Annotated in this window: 7 protein-coding genes; 4 read left to right on the plus strand and 3 right to left on the minus strand. The window is 65.1% G+C overall.

The window, feature by feature from the left end:
• The 4 genes from EOA33_RS16080 to EOA33_RS16095 all read left to right on the plus strand — a co-directional run.
• Nucleotides 1-1004: sugar ABC transporter substrate-binding protein (locus EOA33_RS16080; protein ID WP_145989165.1), on the plus strand; the 1004-nt coding region annotated here is incomplete at its 5' end.
• A 414-nt stretch (nt 1005-1418) separates the two neighbouring features.
• Nucleotides 1419-2348 (plus strand): sugar ABC transporter permease, encoded by a 930-nt coding sequence (locus tag EOA33_RS16085; RefSeq protein ID WP_126055095.1) that lies wholly within the window; start codon nt 1419-1421, stop codon nt 2346-2348.
• A complete protein-coding gene (locus tag EOA33_RS16090; RefSeq protein WP_127406041.1) occupies nt 2348-3205 on the plus strand; it encodes a carbohydrate ABC transporter permease in 858 nt (285 codons plus the stop codon). The genes EOA33_RS16085 and EOA33_RS16090 overlap by 1 nt, the downstream gene beginning before the upstream one ends.
• A 43-nt stretch (nt 3206-3248) precedes the next feature.
• A complete protein-coding gene (locus tag EOA33_RS16095; protein WP_127406042.1) occupies nt 3249-5228 on the plus strand; it encodes a glycoside hydrolase family 127 protein in 1980 nt (659 codons plus the stop codon).
• A 10-nt stretch (nt 5229-5238) separates the two neighbouring features.
• On the opposite strand, the gene EOA33_RS16100 is transcribed toward EOA33_RS16095, so the two are convergent.
• From EOA33_RS16100 to EOA33_RS16110, 3 genes are all read right to left on the minus strand, one after another.
• Nucleotides 5239-6036, minus strand: coding sequence for an endonuclease/exonuclease/phosphatase family protein (locus tag EOA33_RS16100; protein WP_126055092.1), 798 nt, complete (start codon nt 6034-6036; stop codon nt 5239-5241).
• A gap of 24 nt (nt 6037-6060) precedes the next feature.
• Complete coding sequence (locus tag EOA33_RS16105; RefSeq protein WP_127406043.1) at nt 6061-7521, minus strand: phospholipase D-like domain-containing protein; 1461 nt, start codon at nt 7519-7521, stop codon at nt 6061-6063.
• Nucleotides 7522-7796: 275 nt separating this feature from the next.
• Complete coding sequence (locus tag EOA33_RS16110) at nt 7797-8051, minus strand: hypothetical protein (protein ID WP_127406044.1); 255 nt, start codon at nt 8049-8051, stop codon at nt 7797-7799.
• Nucleotides 8052-8147: the final 96 nt, after the last annotated feature.

The raw sequence follows: 8147 nt of genomic DNA on the forward strand, positions 1-8147 counted from the left end.
CGCTCGACCTCATCTCCACGCCGTCGTTCTCGGCCGCCGGCCAGCTCGAGGACATCACCGACTGGGCGAAGTCGCTGCCCTATTTCGCCAGCCTGTCGCCGGCGCATGTCAAGACCGGCACCTACAAGGGCCGCATCTATGGCCTGCCGTTCTCGGCCGACAGTTCGGTGCTGATCTGGAACAAGAAGCTGTTCAAGCAGGCCGGGCTCGATCCGGAAAAAGGCCCGACCAACTGGGCCGAGATCGAGGCCGACGCCGAGAAGGTCAACGCGCTCGGCGGCGATATCAAGGGCTTCTATTTCTCCGGCAATTGCGGCGGCTGCAACATCTTCACCTTCACGCCGCTGATCTGGGCTTCGGGCGGCGACATCCTCTCCGAGGACGGCTCCAAGGCGACGCTGGACAGCCCGCAGCTGCGCGGCGCCATCGACCTCTACCGCTCGATGGTCAAGAAGGACCTGGTGCCATCAGGCGCGCAGACCGACACCGGCGCCAACTTCTTCGCCGCCTTCGCCGCCGGCAATATCGGCATCTCGCCGTCCGGCGCCTTCGCCATCGGCGCGCTCAACACGCAGTATCCGAATGTCGACTATGGCGTCACCTTCCTGCCTGGCAAGGATGGCGGTTGGTCGTCCTTCGCCGGCGGCGACAATTTCGTCGTCACCAAGGGCACCAAGAAGCTCGCCGTGGTGAAGGAGTTTCTGGACTTCGCCTATTCGCTCGAAGGCCAGACGCTGCTCGCCAAATACGGCAGCCTGCCGGTGCGTGGCGACATCGCCAAGGAGGCGCTGAAGGACCTCGATCCGCGCTACCAGATCGCCGCCGAGGCGATGGCCAAGGGCCGCACGCCCTACACGGTGGTGTTCAACGACCTGATCAACTCCGCCAACGGTCCGTGGACGCAGATGGTCAACGAGGTCTTCTTCGGCGACGATGTCGACGGCGCGATATCGAATGCACAGGAGACCATGCAGTCGATCATCGACCAGGCGCCGCAGAAGTAGCGCCGCCCTCAACCTCCCCCTTGAGGGGAGGTTGGACCCGAAGGGTCCGGGTGGGGTCGCCCCGGCAGTGCTCGACGTTATCTCCCCGTCGGCGCGCGTCGCGGCGGACCCCACCCCCGGCCTTCGGCCGGACCCTCCCCTCGAGGGGGAGGGGACGCAGCGCCAACAGCAGGACTATCGCGTTGAGAAAGCACTCATCTAACCGGAATGCAGCGGGGCGTCAGCAGGTAGGCTCCCCCTTCTCCCCTTGTGGGAGAAGGTGTCGCCGAAGGCGACGGTTGAGGGGTGTTCCAGCATGGCGACAAGTTCGAAATCGCCGCCGCCTCGTTTCTTCCAACACCCCTCATCCGTCTCGGCGCTGCGCGCCGATCCCCCTTCTCCCACAGGGGGAGAAGGGGAAGTGAGCGCTTACCCATGACCGCCATCACCGCAGAAACCTCCGCCCCCGCGCGTCGCCGAAAGCTGGTCGGCGCCGGGCGTCGGCAGTGGATCGGGCTGCTCTATGTGGCGCCGGCGGTGGCGCTGGTCACGGTGTTCTTCATCGTGCCGCTCGCCATGACGGCGTGGATGTCGCTCAACAACTGGCCGCTGATGGGCGAGCACTCTTACATCGGCCTCGGCAATTACTGGGCGATCCTGCGCGACACGCGCTTCTGGAACGCGCTGCGCTTTACCGGCTGGTACACGCTGGTGGTGACGATCGCGATCTTCGCCGTCGCCTTTCCGCTGGCGATCTTCATCGAGCGGCCGCGGGCGATGACCAATGTCTACCGCACCGCCTTCTTCATGCCGGCCGTCATCGGCTTCGCCTCGGCCAGCCTGCTGTGGTCGTGGCTCTTGAACGTCGATTCCGGCCTGTTCAGCCCGGCCGCCTACGCGCTCGGCCTGACCGAGAAGAAGTTCAATCTGCTCGCCACCTTCCAGCCGGCCTTCTGGTCGATCATCGCCATGGTCGTGTGGAAGGTGGCGGGCTTCACCATGATCATCCTGATGACCGGCCTGCAGTCGATCCCGTCGGAGCTGCAGGAGGCGGCGATGATCGACGGGGCAGGGCCGTTCGCGCGCTTTCGCGCGATTACCCTGCCGCTGATGCGCCGCACGCTGGCGCTGGCGCTGATCCTGTCGGTCGCCGGCTCCATCCTCGCCTTCGACCAGTTCTACATCATCCTGCGCGGCGGCCCGCGCAACCAGACGCTGACCGCCGTCTACTGGATCTTCAACCAGTCCTTCGTGTCGTTCAAGCTCGGCTATGGCGCCGCGCTCTCGATGATCCTGCTGCTGATCCTCGTCGTGCTCAGCCTCGTCCAGCTGTGGCTGCTGCGCAAACCGGAGGGGGTCGACTGATGGCGCAGGCGCGTAGCCGCACCAGCCGCATCCGGCTCGGCATCGCCGAGCACTTGACCGGCATCATCGCCTCGCTGCTGTTTCTGGCGCCGATCGTCTGGACGGTGCTGTCGGCCTTCAAGCCATCGCAGGAGGCGCGCCTGCCGCCGCTGCCGCCATGGCCGACCACCGGCTTCTCGGTCGAGAATTACGGCACGCTCAACACTTTCGGCGACGGGCTGTGGCTGCCGGCGCAAAACAGCATCTATGTCTCGGTGATGACGGTGGTGTTTTCCGTCATCGTCAGCGTGCTTGCCGGCTACGGCTTCTCGCGCTTCCGCTTTCCCTTCAAGGACATGCTCTTCGTCGTCATCCTGTCGACGATCATGATCCCGTTCCAGTCGATCCTGACGCCGATCTTCCTGGTGCTGACCAAGATCGGCCTGCACAACACGCTGACCGGGCTGGTCTGCGTCTATGTCACGCTGCAGCTGCCGTTCTCGATCTTCATGATGCGCAACGCCTTCGACGCGGTGCCGCGCGAGATCGAGGAGGCCGCCCGCATGGACGGCGCCAACAACGTCACCATGCTGTTGCAGGTCATGCTGCCTCTGGTGTGGCCGGGCATCGTCACCATCGCGCTGTTCGCCTTCCTCGGCGCCTGGAACGAGTTCCTGGCCGCGCTGGTGCTGATGACCGACCAGTCCAAGTTCACCCTGCCGATCATGATGACGGCGCTGCAGTCCGGCCGCTTCGGCGCCATCGACTGGGGTGCCGTGCAGGCAGGCGTCACCGTGATGATGGTGCCGTGCCTGATCCTCTTCCTGGCGCTGCAGCGCTTCTACATCCGCGGCCTGATGGCCGGCGCCGTGAAATGACCCGCGCTGAACCGACACTTTCGAAATTGAATGGAGTTAGCCGATGACCGCACTGAAATCCGCCGCGCAGCACACCGGCAAGCCGAAGCTCGCCTTCCGTCCGCTGCCGGTGCCGCAGGTCGACGTGCGCGGCTTCTGGGGCGACCGGGTCGACGCGGTTGCCGCGCGCACCGCCGAGATCCTCTACGAGCGCTGCGTCGAGGCCCGCATGCTGGAGCAGATCGACCCCGACCGGCCGTCGCCGGGCGTCGTCATCCCGTTCCATTCGCCGTCACCGGACGAGGCCGCCAATCCCGGCTTCACCGGCTCGACGGTGACGACGCAGATGTTCTGGGACTCCGACTGGGGCAAGACCATCGAGACCGCCGCCTATTCGCTCTACAGGCGCCGCAACGACACGCTGGAGAAAAAGATCGACGCCGTCATCGACCTCTACGGCAGGCTGCAGCAGTCCGACGGCTACCTGTCGAGCTGGTACCAGCGCATCCAGCCCGGCCTGCGCTGGACCAATTTGCGCGACTGCCACGAGCTCTACTGCGCCGGCCATCTGATCGAGGGCGCCGTCGCCTATTTCCAGGCCACCGGCAAGCGCAAGCTGCTCGACATCATGTGCCGCTATGTCGACCACATCGCCGACACTTTCGGCCCTGAGCCCGGCAAGAAGAAGGGCTATTGCGGCCATGAGGAGATCGAACTGGCGCTGGTCAAGCTGGCGCGGGCGACCGGCGAGCAGAAATACATGGACCTGGCAAAGTACTTCATCGACCAGCGCGGCCAGCAGCCGCACTATTTCGACGAGGAGGCGCGCGCCCGCGGCACCGACCCGAAGGCCTATCATTTCAAGACCTACGAATACAACCAGTCGCACAAGCCGGTGCGCGAGCAGGACAAGGTCGTTGGCCATGCGGTGCGGGCGATGTATCTGTTCTCCGGCATGGCCGACGTCGCCACCGAATATGGCGACGACACGCTGCGCGCAGCACTCGACCGGCTGTGGGACGATCTGACCACCAAGAGCCTCTATGTCACCGGCGGCCTCGGCCCGTCGGCGCACAATGAAGGCTTCACCAGCGACTACGACCTGCCCAACGAGACCGCCTATGCCGAGACCTGCGCCGCGGTCGGCCTGGTGTTCTGGTCGAGCCGCATGCTCGGCATGGGGCCCAACGCGCGCTATGCCGACATGATGGAGCGGGCGCTCTACAACGGCTCGATCTCCGGCCTGTCGCTCGACGGCTCGCTGTTCTTCTACGAGAACCCACTGGAAAGCCGCGGCCGGCACAATCGCTGGAAATGGCACCGCTGCCCGTGCTGCCCGCCCAATATCGGCCGCATGGTGGCGTCGATCGGCAGCTATTTCTACGGCCTCGCCGACGACGCGCTGGCCGTCCACCTCTATGGCGATTCGACCGCCCGCTTCGAGATATCGGGCAAGCCGGTGAGCCTGGTCCAGACCAGCAACTATCCCTGGAACGGCGCCGTCTCGATCCGCGTCGAGCCGGTGGCGCCGGTTGCCTTCACCCTGCATCTGCGCCTGCCGGCCTGGTGCCGCAAGGCGGCGCTCAAGGTCAACGGCAAGGCGGTGGCTCTCGATGCCGTCTTGAGCGACGGCTACGCGGCGATCGAGCGCGAATGGCAAAAGGGCGACTGCGTCGAGCTCGACCTCGACATGTCGATCTCCCGCCTCTTCGCCAATCCGGAAGTGCGCCAGGACATCGGCCGTGTCGCGCTGGCGCGCGGCCCGCTGATCTACTGCGTCGAGGCGACCGACAATCCCGGCCAGTTGCACCGCATCAGCCTGCCGCGGGCGGCCAGAATCGAGGCGCATCACGAGCCGAACCTGCTCGGCGGCATCGTCACGCTTTCGGCCACCGGCAACAGGGAGGCGTCGGAGGATTGGCGCAATGGCCTCTACCGCGCCGAGCCGCCGGCCCTGGAGGAGGCGAGGGTGAAGGCCGTTCCCTACTACGCCTGGGACAACCGCGATTCCGGCGAGATGCTGGTCTGGCTGCGGGAGGGCTGATCCAGCCGCGTCAAAGATGCACAAAAGCCGTGAGCGGCAGGTGGTCCGACGCGACCCGCGACAGCGGCGTGTCATGCGCTTCCACCGCCGAGACCATGCCGTTGCGGTTGCCCATGATCCGGTCGAGCGCAAGCACCGGCAGGCCCGAGGGAAAGGTGGGCACGGCTGGCGGCGGGCCGAAGGTGGTGTGCAGCGTGTTCAGCGCAGAGCGGTTGCCCAGCCGCCACTCGTTGAGGTCGCCGAGCAGCAGCGTTGGCCTCTCATCCGCGCTGCTCATGATGTCGAGCACGACACGCGCTTGTTCGGAGCGCGACCGTCGCAGCAGGCCGAGATGGGCGGCAATCACCCGCAGCGGCCGTTTCTCGTCGAGATCGATTTCGGCGACCAGCGCGCCACGCGGCTCCAGCCCCGGAAGCTTGATCTGGTGGACGTCGCGCACCGTGCCGCGCTTGAACAGCAGCACATTGCCGCGCCAGCCATGGCCCTTGCCGTTTCCGGACACCGGCACCGGCACCAGCCCCGTTTCGTGTTCGAGCCGCGCAAGGTCGAGCAGCCCGGCACGGTCGCCGAAGCGGTTGTCGGCCTCCTGCAAGGCGATGACGTCGGGACTGATTTCGCGGATGACGCGGGCGGTCCGTTCGGGATCGAACTTGCGGTCGGTGCCGATGCATTTGTGGACGTTGTAGGAGGCGACCACCATCTCGGCGCCGTCGACCCGCTTGCGCGGCGTCGCCTTCGCCTTCCGCGCCTTTCGGTGGCGGATCGACAGGAGCACGGTCTCCGGCAGGTTGCGTCCGTTTATCTCCATGGTCCTGCTGCTCTGTTCCTTGCGCTATAGATAGGGCGATCCCAGCCACAGCAACCGGTCGAAGACGCGAATGACGAAGGGGCGGGCCTTCAACGTCTCAAGCGTCACCGGCTGCGCGGAGGCGATGGCCGATCCGATGCGTGTCTCGATCTCGGCGGCAAAGTCCGCATCAAGAACTTCCATGTCGATCTCGAAATTCAGCCTCAACGACCGGGCGTCGAGATTGGAGGAGCCGATATAGGCCCAGACGCCGTCGATCGCCATCAGTTTCGAATGGTCGAAGGCGCCTTCGTGGCGCCAGACGCGGCAATAATGCTTCAGCACCTGGTCGAACTGCGCCGTCATCGCGCGGTCGACGAGGAAGAGGTTGTTTACCGCCGGCACGACGATGTCGATCTCGACGCCGCGCCGAGCCGCCGTGGTCAGCGCGCTGATCAGTTCGCGGTCCGGCAGGAAGTACGGCGACATGATGCGGATCGACTTGCGGGCAACCGAGAACGCCCCCATCAGCAGCTTGTGGTTGGTTTCGTTCGAGGCATCCGGCCCCGACGCCACGGCCCGCACCAACATCGGCTGGCCGGGCGCCGACAAGGGGGCTGCCACTTGCCAGGTTTCGCCCTTCAGGGCCTCGTTGCCGGCGAAGCGCCAGTCCTCGGCGGCGACCGAGAAAAGGTCGGCCACCACCGGGCCGGTGACCTTGAAGTGTGTGTCCCGTGAACTGTCGGAGCCGACGAATTCGGCGGAGAATCCCTTGCGGATATTCATGCCTCCCGTGAACGCCACAGTGCCGTCGACGACAAGGATCTTCCTGTGGGTCCTCAGATTCGCATAGGGAAGTCTCAAGCCCATGACGATGTTGCCGTTGAAAAGGTCGGTGGTGACGTTCGCTTCCTTGAGCTGCTTGAGGATGCTGGGCACGGAGTAGCGCACGCCGACGGCGTCGATCAGCACGCGCACGCTGACGCCGCGTTTGACGGCGTTGCCAAGCGATTGGACGAAGATCGCCCCGACCGCATCATTGTCGAAGATGTAGGTTTCGAGAAGGACGCTGCGCTCCGCCCCGTCGATGGCGTGGCACATCGCGCTGTAGGCTTCGTCGCCTGTTTCCAGCACGACGATTGCGTTTCCCGATGTCAGGGCGCGGCGTGTCACCCTGTCGCCCAGCGTCTTCAGCCCGACGAAGCGTAGGCCAAACTCGGCCGTGATCAGGTCTTCGGCGGCGATGTCGCGCTCCTGCTTTGTCAGGGCGGCCTCGCCGGAAGGCGGCCGCATGGCGCTGATCGTCGCCCTGCGGATGCGGTTGATGCCGGCGATGGCGTAGATGATGGCGCCCAGGAAGGGCGACAGCAGCATCACGCCCACCCAGCCGGTGGCGGCGCGCACGTCTTCCTTCGTCATGATGGCGTGGACGATGCCGACGGCCGCCATCGCTAGGGAGAGGGCGAGGATCAGCGTAGACCAGTGACTCGCAATCGCCTGCAACATCGGCCCGACTATTGTGCGAGCTGCCGCGGAAGGCAATGCGTTAGGTCAGGGCGATCCGTGAAAAACGCGTGGCGGTCCGGAAATTCTCTGGGATGTCCATCTGTGTCGCTGGCTGGACCTGGAGGTCGGTTGATCCGCTTCTACACTCAAACTTTTAGTCGAGATCAGCGCACTGCAGTGTTGTGCATGGCAACATGATCATTTCCATGTGGGCTGAAATGTCCACCCTGTGGCTGCGCCGCCACCGGTCCTCCAGGGCGAGGGCCTGCGTCAAATCATGTCATTCTCCGAACGACCCAGAGCGACCGGCCCGCATGAGCGATTCCGGACACGAGTCGAAGGCGAGGATCATCCTTGAGCCGGTCGGCCTCAACCACATCGAGAAGCAGGATCCGCTGATCGGTCTCGTTTGCGTTCGGCGTGATCCAGCAGCGACGATCCTCGCAGCAAAGCCCGGCTTGCGGATGCTCCTGGAGGTACTCAATCGCATATTCGGCGTCCACTTTTCTCGGTCCCGCGTCCACGGACATTTGCTCTTTTCCTCCTCCGTCTGCGATCGGCCAGGAATTATACTCGATTATGGCGGTGCGCGGGGCGCCCCCGCCGGCGCGCCTCAGGGGGGGGGG

It is taken from the genome of Mesorhizobium sp. M4A.F.Ca.ET.050.02.1.1 (assembly GCF_003997725.1).
GTDB lineage: Bacteria > Pseudomonadota > Alphaproteobacteria > Rhizobiales > Rhizobiaceae > Mesorhizobium.

Bases quoted from the DNA above. Each gene is read 5' to 3' on its own strand.
- EOA33_RS16085 (WP_126055095.1), top strand. From the start codon at position 1,419: ATGACCGCCATCACCGCAGAAACCTCCGCCCCCGCGCGTCGCCGAAAG.
- EOA33_RS16090 (WP_127406041.1), top strand. From the start codon at position 2,348: ATGGCGCAGGCGCGTAGCCGCACCAGCCGCATCCGGCTCGGCATCGCC.
- EOA33_RS16095 (WP_127406042.1), top strand. From the start codon at position 3,249: ATGACCGCACTGAAATCCGCCGCGCAGCACACCGGCAAGCCGAAGCTC.
- EOA33_RS16100 (WP_126055092.1), bottom strand. From the start codon at position 6,036: ATGGAGATAAACGGACGCAACCTGCCGGAGACCGTGCTCCTGTCGATC.
- EOA33_RS16105 (WP_127406043.1), bottom strand. From the start codon at position 7,521: ATGTTGCAGGCGATTGCGAGTCACTGGTCTACGCTGATCCTCGCCCTC.
- EOA33_RS16110 (WP_127406044.1), bottom strand. From the start codon at position 8,051: ATGTCCGTGGACGCGGGACCGAGAAAAGTGGACGCCGAATATGCGATT.